Annotated in this window: 17 protein-coding genes and 1 CRISPR repeat array; of the genes, 8 read left to right on the top strand and 9 right to left on the bottom strand. The window is 50.3% G+C overall.

Features of this window, described 5'->3' with window-relative positions; genetic code table 11:
* The first annotated feature begins 21 nt into the window (after window positions 1–21).
* The 8 genes from VB712_RS17845 to VB712_RS17880 all read left to right on the top strand — a co-directional run bounded on the left by VB712_RS17845 (window position 22) and on the right by VB712_RS17880 (window position 11,566).
* On the top strand, window positions 22–480 hold the full coding sequence (locus tag VB712_RS17845; RefSeq protein ID WP_323257205.1) for a hypothetical protein: 459 nt from the start codon (window positions 22–24) through the stop codon (window positions 478–480).
* A 48-nt stretch (window positions 481–528) separates the two neighbouring features.
* A complete protein-coding gene (locus tag VB712_RS17850) occupies window positions 529–2,448 on the top strand; it encodes an RAMP superfamily CRISPR-associated protein (RefSeq protein WP_323257207.1) in 1,920 nt (639 codons plus the stop codon).
* A gap of 23 nt (window positions 2,449–2,471) precedes the next feature.
* On the top strand, window positions 2,472–3,725 hold the full coding sequence (locus VB712_RS17855) for a hypothetical protein (RefSeq protein WP_323257209.1): 1,254 nt from the start codon (window positions 2,472–2,474) through the stop codon (window positions 3,723–3,725).
* A gap of 43 nt (window positions 3,726–3,768) precedes the next feature.
* Window positions 3,769–4,890 carry a WYL domain-containing protein gene (locus VB712_RS17860; protein ID WP_323257211.1) on the top strand — a complete coding sequence of 374 codons (1,122 nt, stop codon included), beginning with the start codon at window positions 3,769–3,771 and terminating at the stop codon, window positions 4,888–4,890.
* A 137-nt stretch (window positions 4,891–5,027) separates the two neighbouring features.
* Window positions 5,028–5,294, top strand: a complete 267-nt coding sequence (gene csx18, locus VB712_RS17865; RefSeq protein WP_323257213.1) for a CRISPR-associated protein Csx18 — start codon at window positions 5,028–5,030, stop codon at window positions 5,292–5,294.
* A 2-nt stretch (window positions 5,295–5,296) separates the two neighbouring features.
* Window positions 5,297–6,271: a CRISPR-associated endonuclease Cas1 gene (gene cas1, locus VB712_RS17870; RefSeq protein ID WP_323257215.1), complete on the top strand. Its 975-nt coding sequence runs from the start codon at window positions 5,297–5,299 to the stop codon at window positions 6,269–6,271.
* On the top strand, window positions 6,271–6,549 hold the full coding sequence (gene cas2, locus VB712_RS17875; protein ID WP_323257217.1) for a CRISPR-associated endonuclease Cas2: 279 nt from the start codon (window positions 6,271–6,273) through the stop codon (window positions 6,547–6,549). Before cas1 ends, cas2 begins: the two co-directional genes overlap by 1 nt.
* A 177-nt stretch (window positions 6,550–6,726) precedes the next feature.
* A CRISPR array of direct repeats spans window positions 6,727–10,784; the repeat unit is 36 nt; unit sequence GTCTCCACTCGCTGGAGACCCTAATTGATTGGAAAC.
* Between the two features lie 230 nt (window positions 10,785–11,014).
* Window positions 11,015–11,566: a type IV pilin-like G/H family protein gene (locus VB712_RS17880; RefSeq protein ID WP_323257219.1), complete on the top strand. Its 552-nt coding sequence runs from the start codon at window positions 11,015–11,017 to the stop codon at window positions 11,564–11,566.
* Between the two features lie 202 nt (window positions 11,567–11,768).
* On the opposite strand, the gene VB712_RS17885 is transcribed toward VB712_RS17880, so the two are convergent.
* The 9 genes from VB712_RS17885 to atpE form a co-directional block, all read right to left on the bottom strand.
* The gene (locus VB712_RS17885; protein ID WP_323257221.1) at window positions 11,769–14,237 is read right to left on the bottom strand and encodes a glycosyltransferase family 39 protein; all 2,469 of its coding nucleotides are present in this window, start codon (window positions 14,235–14,237) and stop codon (window positions 11,769–11,771) included.
* Between the two features lie 186 nt (window positions 14,238–14,423).
* Window positions 14,424–14,744, bottom strand: a complete 321-nt coding sequence (locus VB712_RS17890) for a 2Fe-2S iron-sulfur cluster-binding protein (RefSeq protein WP_323257223.1) — start codon at window positions 14,742–14,744, stop codon at window positions 14,424–14,426.
* Between the two features lie 61 nt (window positions 14,745–14,805).
* Window positions 14,806–15,276 (bottom strand): phosphate-starvation-inducible PsiE family protein, encoded by a 471-nt coding sequence (locus VB712_RS17895; RefSeq protein WP_323257225.1) that lies wholly within the window; start codon window positions 15,274–15,276, stop codon window positions 14,806–14,808.
* Window positions 15,277–15,348: 72 nt separating this feature from the next.
* A complete protein-coding gene (locus tag VB712_RS17900; RefSeq protein ID WP_323257227.1) occupies window positions 15,349–16,293 on the bottom strand; it encodes a F0F1 ATP synthase subunit gamma in 945 nt (314 codons plus the stop codon).
* Window positions 16,294–16,364: 71 nt separating this feature from the next.
* Window positions 16,365–17,882: a F0F1 ATP synthase subunit alpha gene (gene atpA / locus VB712_RS17905; protein WP_323257229.1), complete on the bottom strand. Its 1,518-nt coding sequence runs from the start codon at window positions 17,880–17,882 to the stop codon at window positions 16,365–16,367.
* Between the two features lie 41 nt (window positions 17,883–17,923).
* Window positions 17,924–18,472 carry an ATP synthase F1 subunit delta gene (atpH, locus tag VB712_RS17910; protein WP_323257231.1) on the bottom strand — a complete coding sequence of 183 codons (549 nt, stop codon included), beginning with the start codon at window positions 18,470–18,472 and terminating at the stop codon, window positions 17,924–17,926.
* Window positions 18,473–18,474: 2 nt separating this feature from the next.
* Window positions 18,475–18,996, bottom strand: coding sequence for a F0F1 ATP synthase subunit B (locus VB712_RS17915; protein ID WP_323257233.1), 522 nt, complete (start codon window positions 18,994–18,996; stop codon window positions 18,475–18,477).
* 49 nt (window positions 18,997–19,045) lie between these two features.
* Window positions 19,046–19,525 (bottom strand): F0F1 ATP synthase subunit B', encoded by a 480-nt coding sequence (locus tag VB712_RS17920; protein WP_323257235.1) that lies wholly within the window; start codon window positions 19,523–19,525, stop codon window positions 19,046–19,048.
* Between the two features lie 80 nt (window positions 19,526–19,605).
* A complete protein-coding gene (atpE, locus tag VB712_RS17925) occupies window positions 19,606–19,851 on the bottom strand; it encodes an ATP synthase F0 subunit C (protein WP_137906356.1) in 246 nt (81 codons plus the stop codon).
* Window positions 19,852–19,932 lie beyond the last annotated feature (81 nt).

Genomic DNA, 19,932 nt, shown 5'->3' on the forward strand with positions numbered 1-19,932 from the left:
TTTAATTCACCTGGAGACACTATGCCCGTAAATTTTGACCCCCGCACCCTGAACACACACGCTTTTCAAGCATTGAGCCATTTACGCAAAACCTATGAAAATGGCAAGACTGAAGAGGAAGCTAAAAAAGGCTTAAAATATCAAAAAAGTCAAGCCCAGGAACTCTATACCTATGTCTCTACTTGGGGGTTGATGCGCCTCAAGGCAGAAGAACAAGCAATGGCTCATGAAAAAAAATTAGATAAGAAACAGAAATTTGAGGTCATCAAGCAATTTTTTAAGAAGCTTGAAGCCATTGCAGGTGAGGCTCATCGTGATAAGTTAACTGCTCACAATACCATTGAGTATTTATGCTCTCAATATGTTGATGCGAATGAGTATCTAGGGTTAACGGGGTTAGCCATTGAATTAGCAAATGAGTTTGCTTTTTGGGCTAATGCGATCTATCCCGATATCAGCGGACATATTGACGAGAATTAAGGCGCGATCGCACCTTGACATCTATTCACTTTACTTCCTCTAATCATCATGCCTGAACCATCACCTTGGTTAAATCCAAATAACCCACCGAATAATCCCGATCCGTCCGCGAGTTTTGTGGAGTATTTGCGCTGGATGCGTGAACCTAATCCTGATGATCGAACAGATCCCACTACAAAAAATCAAATTCTACAGCTTGCGGTAGAAAATGCGAACTATGCAGATCATCTAGAGCGTCGTAACAACAGAACACGCTCAATCGCTACATCTGGCCAAGGGGAAGTTTTTGAAGTCTCTTGTCCTTGGCGGATTCGGGTTGGGGGGCATCGTGGCCCGGAAAGTACGCTGTTACCGGCCTTTGATGCGTTGGGAATGCCCTATATTCCTTCAGCGACGTTGCGGGGGGTGGCTCGGAATCAGGCCGTCCGTCAAGTAATGCGAGAAAAAGCTTGTGACTGGAAAACAGCGTCAGAAGATCCACTTGTGGTTAAACATTTTGGCGCATTACAAGCAGATGCGGCCGATCAAGCGGGGAAGGTTATCTTTTTAGATGCTTACCCAGTTGCTGAAGAATGTACATTAGCCATGGATATAGCCAATAATATTTGGAGTTGGACAAACAACCAACTGAACTACAAGCCAAATCCCAATACATTTCTGTCTTTAAAATGCACTAAATTTATGATTGGATTATGCTTAACATCTAATCATAAAGGAAAAATAGAGATCTTAGAGCAAGTTAAGACGTGGCTAATCGCCGGGCTGGAGTCTGGTATTGGCTCACAAGTGAATTCAGGCTATGGTCAATTGGTGATATCTGAAAAAAATATCTTGAATCCTAGCTTCTTGACTGTTAATTTTGACTTAAAAGGTCAGTTGATTCATGGAGCACAAGAATTTGATGATATCGATAATACTTCTCAAAGGCCAGTTAGTCAGGATGAAGTGAGGGCAATTGCATTTAAATCAATGTTGCGATATTGGTTCAGGGTTTTAGCCTTGGGCAAAATTGACATTCAGGAAATAAAGCGTCTTGAATTAAATTTATTTGGTGGAATTCAACCTAAAGCTACATTAGGCTGGGTTCGTTTTTCTGCCATTGAAAACAAAGACAAATATGAACCTTCACCCCCGTTAGGCAGAAGTGGACAAGGACAAAAAAATGGTCGGCAATTTGGTATCCTTCATCTTGCTTTTAGTGAGTCTGTTCCCTGTCAAGAAAAAACTCAAAAAACCATAGAACAACTTTTTCAATCTCTGATCTGGATTGCATTTCGTCTTGGTGGAGTGGGTCAAGGCGCGAGGCGACCGATGTACAAACGGGATAACGCCCCCTGGTATCGGGGCAGTTCTGTGAGTCTCTTTAACAAAGATGAAACTCTGAAGCGTATTTGGAGTCTTCCTCGAAATGCAGAGCAGTTTGAAATTCGACTCACAAAACAAATCAAATCATTTTATAAGGCATTAAACTCACTAAGTTTAAATGCTGCTGCCCCATTACAATTCATACCAAGTGTGTATCAATGGCGAGAATCTTTAGATGCTCATGCAAGAATTTTTGTTCTTTCTCATTCTCAAGAAATTAAATTAGGAGAAAAGCCAAAAACCTTAAAGATTTTGCACAATCAATTTCACAGTCTTGATAAGCAACTCAAGGAAATTCAAAAGGACTTGAAAGACATCAAAAAAGGTGTGAAGCGTGTAGACTTTGATGAAAAAAAGGAGCTTCAATTTCGGAAAAATGAGTTAATTGGGGATATCAAAAATTTATGTGGTTTCACAGAATCTGATGTTACCCACGGTGTATCGCGGGGTGCAACACCATCACCGATTTGGATCGCAAATCATAAACTCTACCATGTCGTTACAGTTTTTGGAGTTGATAATGATCCAAATAATCCGCGCACTGATTTTTGTGAAAAATTGAGTCAGTCTGAAAACTGTATTCAAGTTTTCCCTTTCACCTAATCTTTAAAAAAACTCTAAAAACCATGGCTAGTATTTTATTATCGTTTGTGGGTAATCAAGATCCGTTCTCTGGGACAACGGAGAAACTAGGATCAATCGTGACTTTGTTGCGGGAATTAGTGGCGCGACAAATTGAGATTAAAAAAGTGGTTTTACTGTACACTACAGGAACCCAAAAAGGAGCCAAGGAGACCCTCGATTGGATTGCATCAGAAGCAGATCTGAAACAGTTTGAAGTTGAGTTAATCCCCACCAGTGCCGCACTTTCAGAAGATCCGACGGATTTATTGGCCGCAGCCCTAGAGGCGCGGCGGGGGTTGGAGATTGTCAAAGCACAGTTAAAGAGGGGCGATTTTATCGAATTTAACGCCTCATCGGGTACGCCCGCCATGAAAGCTGCCCTCAGTATGTTGCAAGCCGCAGGCTATGCCACCCAAGGGCGCGTCTGGCAAGTTCGTAACCCCAAAGAAATGCAGCCCGGACAGGAGCGAGTTTATGAAACCGATGTGACGGTCTTGCGGCAGGAATTTGATCGGCAAAAATTGCGGCAATTGGTCGAAGAATATAACTACAGCGGCGCGTTGGACTTGGTTGAACAGAGCGATCTGTTGATTGATGAAAGTGCGATCGCCCTCCTCAAAGCAGGCAAAATCTGGAATCAAGGCCAGTTTGACGCTTTCTATGAAAAAGCAAAATTCAAGCTCGATAATGCCCAAAAAAATCAAACCAAAACCTATTGGTGGCAAGCCTACGAGCAAGGCTATACCGCCGTGGTTCGTTTGAAACAAGGGAACAGCACCGAAGCTATGCTTCACAGCTTTCGAGCCGTGGAAGGGTTGCTTTATCAATGGGTGCTTGAGCATTTTTCTCAGCATCTTCAAAATGAGAAAAAAGCTTCAGATTATAAGCTGGTGAAGATTTCTATCAGCCAAAAATATCCATCGTTAAGGGACGATTTTGATGGCGAGGATGAAAAAAAGCTGAATCGTTGGATGATGATTAAAATTTTCAAAGCTTTCGACACGACAGCTTGCAACAATCCTGATTTTCAGGGGTGGTGTAATGCAAACGACGACCGTAATGAACTATCCCATCATCTAGGGGGGATTTCTGAACAAGAACTGTATGGTGCTTGGCGGGTTAAGAATGCCGAACAGTGGGAAGCGCGGCTTTTGGCCTGCTTGAATTTACTCACAGAGCAGAAATTTGATAAATTCATGAATGGCGCTCTGTTACCCGTCATTCATCACCATCTGCTCAAAGCACTCACCCCCTGATTTGTCCCATCCCTACGCCCATCCAAAAGCCTTCACACGGATCATGCTCTTGATCCGCACATTGTTAGATTATCCGGGCGTAGGTCAACCGGAACAGCCCCTAGGGGAGAGGAGCGATCGCACCTATCACCACCAAGCGATCGCCCCCCTCCGTCACCAACTCCGCCAAGTCGCCGCCGCCCATGGCTACCCCTGGCCCGATGCCTATCCCGCCATTGCCACCCTCAATAAAGACCTGAGCTATTTGCGCCAGTGGGGGATTTTGGAGCGGCGGATGTATCGTTGGGGCTATTATCTCGGCACGGGGGTGATGACCAAACCGGAACTGAAGGTGGCTCTCGATGCCCTGCGTTCCCAGGCCCACAACCAAGGCGATCCCACGATCCGCGAAATTTACGTCACCCTAGAACGACGGTTGCGGGGGTTTCAGTGGGGCCAGGATTTGCCCCTTTCCTATCCGGTGCGGCAAATTTTTAACCGGGCGATCCATTGGACAGACCCGACGCTGATGATGGAGCGGGGCGAGAGACGGGAAACACTGTTTCATCAGCTTACGGTGTTAGAGGAGGCGATCGCCCAAGGTCAAGCGATCGAAATCTCCCAACGGGTTGATCATTACCAAGGTCAGAATATCGGGATGATGACCGTTTGGCCCCTGCAACTGCTCTACTACGATATTGCTTGGTATCTTGTCCATGAAGCCTGTCAGGATGGCTGTTTTGGCATCACCCGCATGGATCGCTTGGGTAACTATTGCCGGGTGCTGACCCTCCACGGGCGCGGCATTGCGGCCCAAGAACAAAGCCTCCGGGAAGTGGGTCAACTGTTGGATCAGGGTTGGGGGTTGAAGTTGGGCGATCGCCATCAGCAGCAAGCCGAATTAACCGGATCTTTGGCATTCGTGCGGGCGAAAGTGCGCTTTTTCGCCCCCGTAGCGGTGTTCATTGCCGAAGGGGAAAAGCGCCATCCCCGCCAGGTGATGCGGTGGGGCCAGGAAAAGCAGTATTTGGATTATGAGGTAATGTTACCGCCCCGTTCCCTCGATGAGTTTGGCATTTGGGTGCAGCGGTATGCGAGCCATGCCCAAGTTTTGGAGCCGGATCTATTGGTGAAGCGTCATTCTCAAATGGCCTATGATTTGGCGAAACGCTACGGCCATTTTTAAAAAAGCTTCTATTTTAAAATGGGCGCGATTGCCCGTCCTGCAAGCAATTTCACGATTAACAAAATCTTCGCTTTTTGTCGCTTTCGGCGGCAAGGGTTCGATATCCTCAAAACAGAATCTTTTAATCATCAATACCCATGACTTTATCGACACGAGGGGCGCTTGTCCGTAACGGTGTTGTCGCTGGCGTGAATGGCGCAATCACACTGACCCTGTTGTTAATTGCTCCCTTGGGGTTAGCCGCTGTGATCACGAATACGGCGTTAATCACAGCATCAACGTTTGTGGTCGGGATTGCCGCTGATGGCGTGGTGCGCTGGCTGAGTCCCCTCTCACGGCCGGGCTATATTCCCCCACAATCTCAATCTGACCTAGAGCGATCGCCCTATCGTTCTCCCGATTAACGATGCGATCGCTCTATGTTTCTCAACAGGGTTGCACCGTCACCCTCGACCAGGAAAACCTAATCGTCTCCAGCCAAGGGAAAGCGATCGCCACTGTTCAGTTACCCCTCTTGGAGCAGGTGTTGATCTTTGGTCAGTCCCAAGTCACGACCCAAGCGATCCGTGCCTGTCTAGCGCGGGATATTCCGATTCTCTACCTCTCCCGCTTGGGCTACTGTTATGGCCGCACCCTCGCCCTCCAGCGGGGCTATCGCGCCCTCGCCCGCGCTCAACAAGCCCTCACGGATGGGGAACGGTTACAAGTGGCAAAGGCGATCGTCCAGGCGAAGCTGGCCAATGGTCGCACGCTGCTATTGCGTCAGCAGCGCAATCACGACTTAGATCTGACGTTGGCGATTCAAACCCTTGCCTATCTAGGGACTCAGGTCAGCGAGGCCACGACCATTCCCCAGATCATGGGTTATGAAGGGGCAGCGGCGGGGTCTTATTTTGAGGCATTGGGGCGGTGTTTCCGGTCAGCGGATTTTGCGTTTATGGCGCGATCGCGCCGTCCCCCCCGCAACCCCATTAATGCCCTCCTCAGTTTTGGCTATATGGTAGTCTGGAATCATTTGTTGACACTGATTGAGCTTCAGGATCTTGATCCCTATTCCGGCTGTCTCCATGCAGGGGGCGATCGCCATGCGGCTTTGGCCAGCGATCTGATTGAGGAGTTTCGCGCTCCGATGGTGGATTCGTTGGTGTTGCAGTTGATCAATCGTCGGATGATCACCCCAGCAGATTTTGACTATCGGGATGGGGGCTGTTTTTTGGGGGAAACGGGGCGACGGCAGTTTTTGCGATCGTTCCTCCAGCGGATGGAGGAGCGGCTCACGGATGGCGAACCTCGGTGGGCGTTGTTGATGGCCCAGGTGCGACGGTTTAAGCAGTTTGTCTACCATCCTGACCAGGGCTACCAACCCTACCTAATTCGCTGATGTTGCTTTATATCGTCACCTACGATATTCCCTCGGATCGGCGGCGGCGGCGGGTGGCGAATTTGTTGGAGGGGTATGGGCGGCGGGTGCAGTGGTCGGTGTTTGAATGTGTCTTGCCGTCCCATTTATTCACTGAATTAAAAAAGCGGCTGAAAGGGCGGGTTAATCTGGAGGAGGATTCGATTCGGTTCTATGTGGTGTCAGGGCATACGATTGGCCAGGTGGAGGTATGGGGCGGGGTTCCGGTGACGGAGTTGCCGGGTTCAACGATTGTTTAGCGACGTTAACGGAAAATGGCTGAATTACTGATTATTTCGTTCTGTGGGTCGATGCCTTATGGGGAAAGGGTTTCAGCCTTTTTCATCCCCATGTTTTGGAGTGAGATCAGACATTTTTCAGTGAGCGTCGATCTAGGGGGTTGTAAACCTTGTCCCCACTGCCCTTAAAATGGAGGGGTCTCCACTCGCTGGAGACCCTAATTGATTGGAAACGAATGGTTAGGGTTCAGCCCCCGCCAACATGAAGTCACTCCCCAGTCTCCACTCGCTGGAGACCCTAATTGATTGGAAACGAATCCACCGAATACGCAACAGTGGGGAGCCTTGTCCCTGTCTCCACTCGCTGGAGACCCTAATTGATTGGAAACGATCCATGTACTGATTCCATTGAGCATCATCCTGACAGTCTCCACTCGCTGGAGACCCTAATTGATTGGAAACACCCCATCCTCGCGGGCGCGATCGCACTCCTGCTCAAAGTCTCCACTCGCTGGAGACCCTAATTGATTGGAAACAATCATCCTCCAGATCGGCATCTTCCCCCAAGGCAAACAGTCTCCACTCGCTGGAGACCCTAATTGATTGGAAACTTGCGATCGCCTCCCGGCCTGTACCGCTGGGAGGCGGTCTCCACTCGCTGGAGACCCTAATTGATTGGAAACCCACCAGCCGCCCACCGGCTCGACGATGACTTCGCGCTCTTCGGTCTCCACTCGCTGGAGACCCTAATTGATTGGAAACCAGCAATTTTCCGCCGCGTCTTCCGCCTCACGCTCCCGGTCTCCACTCGCTGGAGACCCTAATTGATTGGAAACTTCGCAATTCCAGCCGGATTGTGGCGGCTGAAGTGGATAGCCGGGTCTCCACTCGCTGGAGACCCTAATTGATTGGAAACCGGTGGCACGGGGGAAAATGCACAGCTCGGATCGTGTGTCTCCACTCGCTGGAGACCCTAATTGATTGGAAACAGCCCAGCCTCGTCCTGTACTGCATGCAAATCCTCCGTCTCCACTCGCTGGAGACCCTAATTGATTGGAAACTTACACTAATCAATCATGGATTGCCATTTAATCGCTTTGCAAGTCTCCACTCGCTGGAGACCCTAATTGATTGGAAACTGGGAATGAGAGACTACAATTTTCATTTTCTATCTTGTCTCCACTCGCTGGAGACCCTAATTGATTGGAAACATTTACGCAATCCTCTACCAATAGCCTGTTTAAGCAGTCTCCACTCGCTGGAGACCCTAATTGATTGGAAACTTTATATGCCCCAATAATCACAGTGGGAATACGTTTCGTCTCCACTCGCTGGAGACCCTAATTGATTGGAAACAACGTTGGGATGACCCCAAGCGGGGATTGATATTACAGTCTCCACTCGCTGGAGACCCTAATTGATTGGAAACATGATTGGTTTTCCATCGGCAACTTTTATGACATGTGTCTCCACTCGCTGGAGACCCTAATTGATTGGAAACATAGAGTATTTTTGCTTATTGCTTAAATCCCGCCTGATGTCTCCACTCGCTGGAGACCCTAATTGATTGGAAACCCACTGAAAGGACTCCGAAGATGACGGAGACCACATCTACGGTCTCCACTCGCTGGAGACCCTAATTGATTGGAAACACTTTGTACGGGTATGCCCCGTTTCTGGTTACTAGGTCTCCACTCGCTGGAGACCCTAATTGATTGGAAACAATCCCGTTGTAGGCTGAATCGTCAATTGCTCTTGAGTCTCCACTCGCTGGAGACCCTAATTGATTGGAAACATATATATTACGAGGATGAAGATGAAGAATATTTCGAGTCTCCACTCGCTGGAGACCCTAATTGATTGGAAACTACAGGATATCCCAAGTCTGAGAAAATAAACTCTAAGTCTCCACTCGCTGGAGACCCTAATTGATTGGAAACGACGCTCAGTGGCTTTATTCATCAATTCCTCTTTGTAAGTCTCCACTCGCTGGAGACCCTAATTGATTGGAAACCCGCCGAGGTTCAGTTGCAATCCATACTTTTTCTTCGTCTCCACTCGCTGGAGACCCTAATTGATTGGAAACATCATTTGCCCTCCTGGGCTTTGCGCTGCCAGAACAGGGAGGTCTCCACTCGCTGGAGACCCTAATTGATTGGAAACATAAATTCAACCCCTGCCATATTATCGAATTGGTAGAGTCTCCACTCGCTGGAGACCCTAATTGATTGGAAACTAATCGTTCAATGCTACTAGGTACGACTAATACATCCTTGTCTCCACTCGCTGGAGACCCTAATTGATTGGAAACGCCTGAGTAGATCGCGGGAAATTGGATTTTCATTGTTTTGTCTCCACTCGCTGGAGACCCTAATTGATTGGAAACTGGGAAGGATGGTGAATGGGGCTTATTAAAGAAAGCGTCTCCACTCGCTGGAGACCCTAATTGATTGGAAACGTATCCCCATTTGCAGGATTTCAACCAATGAATCCGTCTCCACTCGCTGGAGACCCTAATTGATTGGAAACTCAGCAAACCGAAGACAATCGCGCCGGGAGTACCGGGTCTCCACTCGCTGGAGACCCTAATTGATTGGAAACTTTTAAGTTTGTGATGAATTGTGTTAAGATAGCGCGGTCTCCACTCGCTGGAGACCCTAATTGATTGGAAACTCGAATATCCTGGCTAGAATACTTTCTAAACTCATGGTCTCCACTCGCTGGAGACCCTAATTGATTGGAAACCCATGAAATGGGTTCTAAATAGGTAAACTTAGTTCCCTGTACGTCTCCACTCGCTGGAGACCCTAATTGATTGGAAACCGATTTCAAAGATAATCTTAGTCATTGTCTTGTTTTTCCTTGTCTCCACTCGCTGGAGACCCTAATTGATTGGAAACAAGAACGCGGAGGCGGTACTCACCGTTCTCGGAGTCTCCACTCGCTGGAGACCCTAATTGATTGGAAACTGATCCGGATAGTCAGGATCGTCGATAGGTAGCTTGTCTCCACTCGCTGGAGACCCTAATTGATTGGAAACGCCCTGCCTTGACCATTGCGGTGCAGCCATGGAGGCAACCCGTCTCCACTCGCTGGAGACCCTAATTGATTGGAAACCTCTTTGAGCCTGCTCTCAAGGGATACCTTTTCAGCCGGTCTCCACTCGCTGGAGACCCTAATTGATTGGAAACTAGAACTTTCGACCCACCTGGGTCTCGAATGGGTCGTGGGTCTCCACTCGCTGGAGACCCTAATTGATTGGAAACCCCCTTCAGGATGCCATTCAGGGTCTTGACTCACCCGTCTCCACTCGCTGGAGACCCTAATTGATTGGAAACGTTGCCCCCACTTGAACTTGCCACCCTTGGGAAGTTGCGAGTCTCCACTCGCTGGAGACCCTAATTGATTGGAAACATGGCAGCACAAACTGTTGCATTCAGCCTAACCAGCCTTGGGTCTCCACTCGCTGGAGACCCTAATTGATTGGAAACGGGGGAACGGAGATGCTCCATGCTCCCGTTGGCAGAGTCTCCACTCGCTGGAGACCCTAATTGATTGGAAACTTGGGATTGACTACCAAGGGAACATCAAACCCGGCGGAGTCTCCACTCGCTGGAGACCCTAATTGATTGGAAACACAAATAACACGTCCTTCTCCAGACGAATGTCCAGAGTGTCTCCACTCGCTGGAGACCCTAATTGATTGGAAACACGGGGAAATCGAGACGGGCAGTTGTCCCGCCCACGGAGGCGTAGTCTCCACTCGCTGGAGACCCTAATTGATTGGAAACTTCCAGACGAATGTCCAACTCTGGACATTCCCACTTTAACCCGTCTCCACTCGCTGGAGACCCTAATTGATTGGAAACTGTTTGGACGAGGCAACGAATGCCTTTTCCGTGGCCTGTCTCCACTCGCTGGAGACCCTAATTGATTGGAAACAACCAGAATCAGCTAATATTCACCCCAAGAAAATCCTGTCTCCACTCGCTGGAGACCCTAATTGATTGGAAACTCATTCAATGGACGCTGACAATTCTTGTCCAGAAGAGCGGCTTTTGCAGGTCTCCACTCGCTGGAGACCCTAATTGATTGGAAACCGTTGGAAGATTTTCAATTCCATCAATAGTAACCACACCATTACTAGTCTCCACTCGCTGGAGACCCTAATTGATTGGAAACTAAATCCTAAAACACCTACAGTTTTCCAGATTGTCTGCGTCTCCACTCGCTGGAGACCCTAATTGATTGGAAACACCTCTAAAGGATGAAGGCAGAAGGATGTAGGGCTTTGCCCGTGCGTAGCAGGATGAATTGGGAAATGAACCTCCCCTTTCTGCCTTCTGCCTTCCGCCTTCTGCCTTTAAATCTCCCTAATTGATTGGAAACGCAGGTGGTGTCTGCCTGCTTCTGTAGAATATGACTTATGACTTAATGACTGGTATAAAACTACTCGGAGCGATCTCGATCCATCATGAACCCCACTATGATCAGCAAAACCCATTTCGCTAAATGGCACATTTCCCTAGGTTTAGGGTTCGCGTTGCTGCTAGCAGCCAGTTGCAGTACCGCCCCCAAGCCCAATCCCGAAGCAGAAGCGGCGGCAGCGGCATTACAAAAGCGGGCCAACGAAGGTCGAATCTATGTTGGCAAAGTAACTCTCGCCCAGCAGGAATATCACAAGAGTCACGCAGAATATTCCTCAGATCTCAAAGCCTTGCTAGTCGAGCAAAAAATCGATTTCATCACAGAAAGTGAAAATTACACCTATAGCACTGCCGAATCTGAGGATGGAAAAGCTTTCACAATGACAGCGATTCCCAAAGGGGAGGATCTACCAAGCATCATTGGAATGGTTCATGTTTACGCCACTGTTGATGAAACTCCCTCCCCTGTCGATGGTAAAACCTATGTTACTTCGACATCAGATCGCCGCATTTGTGAAACAGTAGGGCCGTCTAAAGCTCCCCCTAGCACCCCAGTGATTGATATGCTATCGCTCACCTGTGCTCCGGACACTCAAGAATCGAAATGGTAGCCGTTGTTGGGTCGAAAGCCGCAACATCCCCCCTCGCTGGAGACCCTAATTGATTGCGGGAGAAAAGAAACCGGGTTTCTGTGAGCATATTCGCGCCAAACGAGGAGATGCAAGAAACCCAGTTTCTAGGCTTGCGAGAAAAAGAATAAAAGCCAGGGGGCGCAACCTGTTTTTTTAGATCTCCCATCCCTGGAGACCCCCATTAACCCGCCAACAAATCCACCCCCCGCAACGGCATCAACACCCGCCAAGCCTTGACCACATTCCCCTGGAATAATGCCGCTAACCCATCAAGGGCCTGGAAAATCGGTTGATCAGGCGCAAGAGCCAGAGCAGGGGCGATCGCCTCCTCCCCCCGACCCGGTTGGAACAAATAAAGATGGAGAAACGCTACATAGGCATGGTGCATGGGGGTTTGAGGAGCGATCGCCACCGCCCGCTCCATCACCGCCAACGTCGCCGGAGCATTCTCCTGCAACGCCCGCGCTAAAGCCAGGGGATAAAGATACGTTAAATTCTCAGGATCTTGACGAAGACGATAGGTATTCGCCGCCACCGTTTGACCCAAATAATCCTGAATCGGATCGTATTGATTAATCCGACCAATCATCAAAAACAACGGCTCCAAACCCCGCCAACCCAAAGGTAAACCTTGGGCCAAATGGTGCAATTGCGTCACATAATCCAACTCAGGGGCAGGAATCGGAGCAGCCGTAGGATCAAGCGTAATCACTGTCTCCGGGGAGGTGAGAATATGAGCTTGGCCCGTCCTGCGATTGAGATACGTTACCGTTAACCGATAGGTATCCGGCGGCAGATCCGCCGGAGGCAACATCGCTAAATTTTCCACCACCCGAAAACCACGATTGGCCGCCGGAGGATTGGCACTGTGGAGATTCCCCAAACCAATACCGTGATCATGAGTCCACATCGCCCCCCCACTCCCCTGCCAAGTGACGATCGCCACCCCCTCCTGTAACTGCACCCAAGGCCCCGTCCATTCATACTGAATGGGAACCGGCACACCAGGGGGAACCACCGCCGGAACAGTCACCCGCTGTAACGTGATGCGATCGCGCCCAATCCCCTGATCAATCACCCGCACCGGGGGATTGCGCCGCTGATGGAGTTGGATCACCGTGCCATCCTTCAGCCGCCATTCCCCACGGGTTTGAAAATCCGGGTCATTGCGGATCACCTCCCCCAACGCCCCCTGCTCCGGGCTGGCATTGCCTAAATTTTGGTTTTGGGTGAGAAACCACCCATGGGAACGATAATCCTGCTGAAGATGGGCCTCACTGCCCCCCAACTCCCGACCATAGACCTGAAAACCAGCGCGATTGCCGTAGTAATTAACCGTGTTGTGATTCACCTGGCCAGTATTGGGAATCACCCCCAACGTAGAGCGTAGATAGGGAGTGGTTTCGGCAACCCGGTCAATAATTGCCGGAATCGGGGCTGAGGGAGAAAAATTGAGCGATTTCGTCAAAATGGGGGGTAATGGGGCCATCAACTGCGCCGCCCCTGGGATGGGGTAAAGACTGGTAAACAGGAGGGCGATCGCCAACCCCACCGCCACCCACCGCACCCCCTTCAACCAAGCCCGCCACTTAAGCAAACCCACCGCCAACACCACCGCCAACACCGGCAAAGCGGGCATGGGATACCGCAGATCTTTATTAACAATGGCAGAGCAAACCAGATAATTGCTCCCCAAGAAAAACCCTAACCAAGCCAACCCCTGGCGCGTCGGCAGATCTCGCCACCATTGGCGGCAATAGATCAACAATCCCAACGAGGGCAAAATAATCAACACCCAGGACACCAACAGCGGCAACACTTCCCCGTAATAAGTCCAAGCCGCCCAGGTATTCAGGGGAGGATCGCCCTCAATCACCGCCGCCGCCGTATTGGCCGTTTCCGCCGTACTAAACAAAAAAATCCAATTCGTGCGATACCAAGGCCCCCAAATTGGCACAGACACCAATCCACTGAGGAACAGTTGCGCGATTCTCCCCCAATGCCCTCGCCATAGACTCCGCCCCACTATCCACACCAAGGGGAAAAAGAGGAAAAAGAGGCTATTTTGTTTCGTCATCAGGGCGAACCCAACACACAAGCCAAAAATAATCGCCCACCGCCATTGCTGCGATCCGCGATCGCGCACCCATCGCCCCGCTTCCCCCCACCAAATCGTCAAGCTCGTAAAACAGGCCGCCGTTAACGCCGTCGCCCCTGTATCGAGGAGATAATCTAAACGGTAAACATAAAAAATCGGAAACAGCGTACAAAGACCCGCCGCCCAAACCCCCACCCGGCCATTAAATAACCTACGCCCCAACCCATAGACCGAGATCATCAACAGGGCTAAATAAAGCAAATTGACCAACGTTGCCTGCTCCGGCCCCACCCCGAACAGCCATTGCCAGGGGGCCGTGAGGATATAGGTGAGGGGGGGATATTTGCCGGAAAGTTGCCAAAACTGCACCCACCAATCCCCATCAAGAAAACGGGCATTTTGCAAAGCATGGAGATGATTCAGGGAGCCAGTGAGGTGATTACTCTGATCCCAAGCCGGGATAGTGCGATCGAGGCTCAACCAGATCAGATCATGGAGGGTGGTGAGCAGCCAAATCAGCCCAAGGGCCTGGTAATCTTTACGGTGGGACATAAACAGCCGGGAACAATAATACTCCCCGTTAACAAGGGGGTTGAACCCAGAACCCCCCTTTTTAAGGGGGGCAGGGGGGATTCTGCTTCGTTTCGAGGTGCATGATCCCCCCGGCTACGCCGACCCCCTTATTAAGGGGGTTATTCTTGAACCCCCCTTTTCAAGGGGGGCAGGGGGGATCCTCCCCTAAGCCGGTTGGCCAAATTGGCGTTGATAGATCTCCTCTTCTTTCCCCGCTTCCACCTTGATATCCGAACGAGGATAGGCGCTACAGAGCAACAGATAGCCTTCTCCCTGGAGTTCACTGGAAACCCCCATGGCATCGGGTTGCTCAACCGTCCCACTGATCAGCTTACCGGCGCAGGTGGTGCAGACCCCCGCTAGGCAGGAGTGGGGAAGATCAACATTGGCATCAAGGGCCGCTTGGAGAATATTTTGGTCTTCGGCAACTTGTAGCGTTGTAATGTTGCCTTCATAGTGAATTTCAACGGTGTAGGTATTAGCCATGGGTTTTGGGGGTTAAAGATTGCCACAGTTTGCCATGATACCAAGGAATTGGCCGGGATCCTCAAGATTTGCGACTGCGATTGGGGATTGTAATCAAGAAATAGCTGAAGGAGAGCAATACAACCGTGATGGCGATCGCCACTAAATTATTCGCGGGGTATTTCTCAATGTCAAAAATAATCACTTTCCGGGCAATGGCAATAATCGCCGTCACAATCACCAATTCCAACTGGATCACATGATTTTTTAAATAAGCGGTGATGTTTTCCAGTAACTCTAGGGCAATGAGTACATTTAAAAATAAACCAAAGGCATCAAAGAGGCGCGATCGCAGTGGATCTGGGGAATGAAAAAATAGTTCTTGCCATAAAAAAACAGCAATATCATACAGGGCAAAAAAGATCAACGCGATCATATAGAGGGAAAGAATCTTAGAAACTAAGCTTTCCACAAATTTCAACAACACTAAAAACTCCGTGTTATTGCGAAATAATTTAAAAATCCAATTGCCAATGTGCCGCAAAAAAGTCATCGATATTCCACCTAAATGATAGGGGCGAAAGATTTTTCGCCCCTACAACATGATCATATTTTGACCATCGCCTTAAAGGGCGTTGGCCCCTGCCACCACTTCCGAAAGTTCTTGGGTAATGGCCGCTTGACGGGCTTTGTTATAGGACAACGTGAGGGATTTCACCAGATCACTGGCGTTGTCGCTGGCGTTGTTCATCGCTGTCATCCGGGAAGCCAATTCACTGGCGGCGGATTCTTGCAAACCTCGTAATAATTGGTTATTGAGGTACAGGGGCAAGAGGGCTTCAAGGATTTGGGTGGGATCTTGCTCGAAGATCATATCCCGGGGGAAATCCTCCGATTGATCCGCAACAGCTTGGCGCTCCACCTCAAAATGACCGCCCTTAGAGGTGAGATGAAAAATTTCATCATCCCGGCGCTCTAACCCTTGGGGGGAAAGGGGCAAAAGCGTTTGCACCACTGGCCGGGAACTGATCAACGACACAAATTTGGTGTAGATCAATTCCACCCGATCCACCGTTTCCGAGAGGAACAGGGAAAGGAGATAATCGGCAATCCCGGAGGCTTCGTCAGCGGTGGGGATTTGGTTTAAACCGATGTAGGTTTGGGCGATGGGGGCTTTGCGCCGTTCGTAATATTGGGATACTTTCCGGCCGGCGAGGATCAGCTTGTAATCATAGCCGTCGGCTTTGAGTTCCTTGATCCGGGTTTCTGCTTGTTTGATAATGTTGGCGTTATAGCCACCGCAGAGGCCGCGATCGCCGGAGATCACCAATAACCCCACGGTTTTCACTTCCCGCTGCTTGAGCAGGGGCAAATCCACATCTTCAAATTTCAAGCGATTTTGTAAGCCGTAAAGTACCTGAGCCAGGCATTTGGCAAAGGGGCGGGTGGCGTTCACCTGCTCCTGAGCGCGGCGCACTTTGGCGGCGGCCACAAGGCGCATCGCTTCGGTGATTTTTCGCGTATTTTTGACCGACTGAATGCGATCGCGAATCGATTTTAGGTTAGGCATAGGAATTCATCTCAAGATTGCAAAAGAGGGAGAGCCAGGGGAAAACCCCTGACTCTTGCGATCGCCAGCGTTTATGCAGAAACCATAAAGGTTTGCTTGCATTCTTTAATGGCATCCTTAAGCATCGCTTCGGTGTCATCGGCGAGTTTCTTCTCGGCTTTGACCTTGCTCATGAATTCTGCCTTGTTCGTCTTCAGATATTCCCGGAAAGCTTGGGTAAATTCCGCCACCTTTTCAGCGGGGATATCATCCAGATAGCCATTAATCCCGGCATAGACCAACGCCACCTGTTCCGTCACCGACAGGGGAGAATATTGGGGCTGTTTGAGCATTTCCCGCAACCGTTGACCCCGTTGGAGTTGGGCTTGGGTGGCAGCATCCAAGTCAGAGGCAAATTGAGAGAAGGCTTCCAGTTCAGCGAACTGCGCCAATTCCAGTTTCAATTTACCCGCCACCTGTTTCATCGCTTTAATTTGCGCTGCCGAACCCACCCGGGACACGGAGATCCCAGCGTTGATCGCCGGACGGAAACCGGAGTTAAACAGGTCAGAGGAGAGGAAGATTTGCCCATCGGTGATCGAGATCACGTTGGTGGGAATGTAGGCGGAAACGTCCCCGGCTTGGGTTTCGATAATCGGCAACGCGGTCATGCTACCGCCACCGAGGGCATCGCTGAGTTTTGCAGCCCGCTCCAATAAGCGGGAGTGGAGATAGAACACATCCCCAGGATAGGCTTCCCGACCGGGCGGCCGACGCAGCAGCAGGGACATTTGCCGGTAGGCTTGGGCTTGCTTGGAAAGGTCATCGTAGATCACCAGCGTCGCCTTGCCTTTATACATAAAGTATTCCGCCAAAGCTGCGCCAGTGTAGGGGGCCAAATATTGCAGTGTGGCGGGGTCACTGGCGTTAGCGGCTACAACAATCGTGTAGTCCATTGCGCCCCGTTCTTGCAGTTCACCCACCACCTGGGCAACGGTGGAGGCTTTTTGACCGATGGCGACGTAGACGCAGACCACATCTTCGCCCTGTTGGTTGAGGATCGTGTCTACGGCTACGGCGGTTTTGCCGGTTTGGCGATCGCCAATGATCAACTCCCGTTGACCCCGACCCACCGGAATCATCGCGTCAATGGCGGTAATCCCCGTTTGCATCGGCTCATAGACCGAGCGGCGGTCAATGATCCCCGGTGCCATGGATTCAATCAGGCGGCTTTCGGTGGTGTGGATATCCCCTTTGCCATCGATGGGTTGGGCGAGGGCATCCACCACCCGGCCAATCATCGCGTCCCCAACGGGAACCTGAGCAATTTTACCCGTCGCTTTCACGGTACTGCCCTCTTGAATGCCCAAACCAGCACCCATCAACACCACCCCAACGTTATCTTCTTCGAGGTTCAGGGCGATGCCTACGGTGCCGTCTTCAAATTCAACCAATTCCCCCGACATGGCCGTTTGCAGGCCATAAACCCGGGCAATGCCATCCCCAACCTGAAGTACAGTCCCGACATTAGAGACTTGGACATCTTGGTCATAGGATTCAATCTGCTGACGAATAATGTTGCTAATTTCGTCGGGTCTGATACTAACCATAGCGTTTGTTGTAGATCGTGTATGTGAACAAAGGGGTGAAATTAGGCGTTCAACTGAATGCCAATGCGGCGCAGTTGACCCTGTAAACTGGCATCTAAAACCTGGGAGCCAACGCGGATAATCACACCGCCCAAAATGCTGGGGTCAATGGTGATTTTCAATTCAACCCCTTGGGCATTGGTGAAGCTACGCACCTTGTTTTCAATGGCTTCCCGTTGGCTGCCGGTGGGTGCTTGGCAAACCGTGACTTCGGCTAAGGCGATCTGTTTGAGGGCCCGCAACAGGTTGAGATATTCTTCAATAATGGCCGCTAAAAAGATAATGCGACGCTTATCCACCAACAGCATCAGGAAATGACGCAAAGCGGGATCACAGTCTCCCATGATCTGCTGCAATACCCCTTTCTTTTGCGCGTCGGCCACCACCGGGTTGGTGATTAAACCAGACAATTCTGAAGATTGGGCCATCAAATTCGCCAAGGCCCGTAACTCATCGCCAAAATAGTCGGTGAGGTTCCGGTCTTGGGCTAAAGACATTAAGGCTTGGGCATAGGGTTCAGCAATTTGGCTGCTCACTAAGGTTCCCGTCATGGCTATCCTCCCAATTGAGCAATGCAGCGATCGACAAAGCGTTCCTGCATATTGTGGTCTTGAAGGCGGTCTTGCAGTTGGGCTTCTGCCCGTTCGAGGGCGATCGCCACCACCCGTTTCCGCAATTGCGCAATGGCTCGCTCCTGTTCGGAGCTAACATCGGCAGCGGCAGCGGCTTTGATTTTCTCCACATCCGCCTTGCCTTTGGCGAGAACCTCTTCCTTGGCCCGTTGGGCGTTGGTTTGGGATTCGGCGCGAATCCGTTCTGCTTCCGCTTGGGCTTGGGCTAGTTTTTGTTGGGCTTCCGCGAGAGCAGCAGAGGCTTTTGCCGCCGCTTGCTCCGCTTCCGTAATGGCAGATTCGATCCCACTGCGGCGATCGCTCAACATTTTGCCAAGCACAGACCGACCGAAATAGAACAAAACCCCCAAAATAATCGCGAGGTTGAGTACGTTCGTTTCGAGAATATCTAAATTAAACCCAATACCCCCTTCAGTGGAGGCTAGGTATAAGCAAATCCCCATGATCTTTATTTGACCTTTCTTGACGCGCTGGGCGATGATCTGGTGATGGTTACACCAACTCTCGACCTAAGAGTTTTTCGAGAATTTGACGGGTGAGGCCATCAGCTTCGGCTTCAAGGCTTTGGAACGCTTGGGCTTTTTGAGCCTCAATTTCTTGAGCAGCGGCTTCCCGTTCCTGTTGCACCTGTTGCTGGGCCGCTTGAATTTCGGCGGTGACGAGTTGTTGCCCCTCGGCTTGAGCCGAGGCAATCACCGCTTGGGCTTCCCGGCGGACAGAAACTAATTCCTGTTCATACTGTTGCGCAAGGGCTTTGGTTTTCGCCAGCCGCTCCTTGGCCCCTTGGCTCGTAGACCGAATATATTCGGCGCGATCGTCGATCGCCTGACCAATGGGTTTATAAAACAGCACATTGAGGATCACGACCAAGATTAAGAATTGAATCGCCATCAGGGGCAACGTCGCATCAAAATCAAATAGCCCGCCGCCTTCTTCCGCCGCCTCTGCCAGCAAAATTGTCCACTGTATCATTGTTCTGCTCTCTTGCTGAAACTAGGGTTCAGAGGGGGAAAGGGCAGGGGAAGTTCTCCCCCACCCTGTCACCCGCTCAATTATGCGAAGGGGTTAGCAAACAGCAGCACCAAAGCTACCACCAAACCGTAAATGGTCAGGGCTTCCATGAACGCCAAACTGAGCAGCAATGTACCCCGGATTTTACCTTCAGCTTCCGGCTGACGAGCAATCCCTTCAACGGCTTGACCCGCAGCATTACCTTGACCAATCCCAGGGCCGATGGCAGCGAGACCAACAGCTAAAGCAGCAGCGATAACGGAGGCAGCAGCAACTAAACTATCCATGATTTTCTTCCTTTGCCTAATTGAAACAACGACAAAAATTAACAACGTACCCACAATAACCGCCGGGCCAGCGGGGATGCA

Source organism: Spirulina sp. CCNP1310, assembly GCF_034932185.1.
Lineage (GTDB): Bacteria > Cyanobacteriota > Cyanobacteriia > Cyanobacteriales > Spirulinaceae > Spirulina.